General features: G+C 65.4%; 1 protein-coding gene. It reads left to right on the forward strand.

Features of this window, described 5'->3' with window-relative positions; translation table 11 throughout:
* A partial coding sequence (locus SB725_RS31260) for a hypothetical protein (protein ID WP_410923288.1) occupies nt 1-272 on the forward strand: 272 nt, incomplete at both ends.

The following is a 272-nucleotide window of genomic DNA, read 5'->3' on the forward strand; positions in this document are numbered from 1 at the left end:
TCGCCGTCTATGACATCTCGAAGGGAGGCGCGCCGCGCGAAGTCGGCTTCATGGGCGTGGACGGCGGTGGCATCCACCGCGTGTGGTATTCGGGGGGGCGCTGGGCCTATGCGTCGGCGCTGCTCGATGGATATACGGACTATATCTTCATCACGATCGATATGTCCGATCCGCGGAACCCGCAGGAAGCCGGCAGATTCTGGCTGCCCGGCATGCATACCGCTGGCGGAGAGAGGCCTTCCTGGGACGGCTCGCGCCGCAACGGCCTGCAC

This window comes from Pseudomonas sp. SIMBA_041 (genome assembly GCF_046535095.1).
GTDB lineage: Bacteria > Pseudomonadota > Gammaproteobacteria > Pseudomonadales > Pseudomonadaceae > Aquipseudomonas > Aquipseudomonas mucoides.